A 987-nucleotide genomic window follows, 5' to 3' on the forward strand; every position below is an offset into this window, starting at 1 on the left:
GTTTACATTTATAGCGTATTCTAGTTTTAGAGATAATAGTTTTGTTTATAACGAGGAGATGAACGACAATGGAAGTTAGGAATACAGAAAAGAAAAAAGGGAATTGGAGGCAGTTTTTACGTCTCATTCAAGATACAAATCCACCGAAAGGCATTCTTATTTTTGCATTACTAATGAGCTTACTTTCTACTGGAGCGAGTTTGTTTATTCCAATGCTGACAAAAGGTTTAGTTGATAATTTTTCACTTTCCTCAATTAGTACGGGACAAATTGTTGGATTAATTGCATTCTTTATTATTCAAACAATTGCTGCAGGATTGTCTATTTATTTACTGAATTATATTGGACAAAAAATTGTGGCTGGACTTAGGGAACGATTGTGGAAAAAGGTACTTATTTTACCAGTGTCTTATTATGACCAAAACAGAACGGGAGATACAATTAGTCGTATGACAAATGATACAGGTGTTGTTAAAACATTAATTTCTGAGCATTTGTCAAACTTATTAACAGGCGGTATCTCAATTATTGGGTCATTAATTGTATTATTTGTTTTAGACTGGAAAATGACAATTTTACTTTTAACGGTTATTCCGTTATCGGTACTAATTTTAGTTCCACTTGGACGGAAAATGTATAAGATTTCAAAAGCACTTCAAGATGAAACGGCTTCTTTTACTAGTGTATTAACACAAGTACTATCAGAAATTCGTTTAGTGAAATCTTCAAATACGGAAAAAAAAGAGTATGAAACAGGGAATACAGGTATCCAAAAATTATTGCAATTTGGTTTGAAAGAAGGAAAAGTGCAAGCATTAATTTCACCAGTTATGTCGTTTGTTTTAATGGCATTGCTTGTTATTATCGTAGGGTATGGTGGAATGCGAGTTTCTAGCGGTGCATTAACAACAGGAGAACTTGTAGCATTTATTTTGTATTTAGTTCAAATTATTATGCCGATGAGTCAGTTATCTATGTTCTTTACTC

General features: G+C 32.4%; 1 protein-coding gene. It reads left to right on the forward strand.

Translation table 11 applies throughout. The annotated features are described in order from the left end of the window. Positions 1-68: 68 nt before the first annotated feature. Positions 69-987, forward strand: a 919-nt coding sequence (locus tag AC1DTM_RS28555) for an ABC transporter transmembrane domain-containing protein (RefSeq protein WP_477001497.1), incomplete at its 3' end; no start/stop codon positions are given.

This window comes from Bacillus sp. P4_D3 (assembly GCF_056401855.1).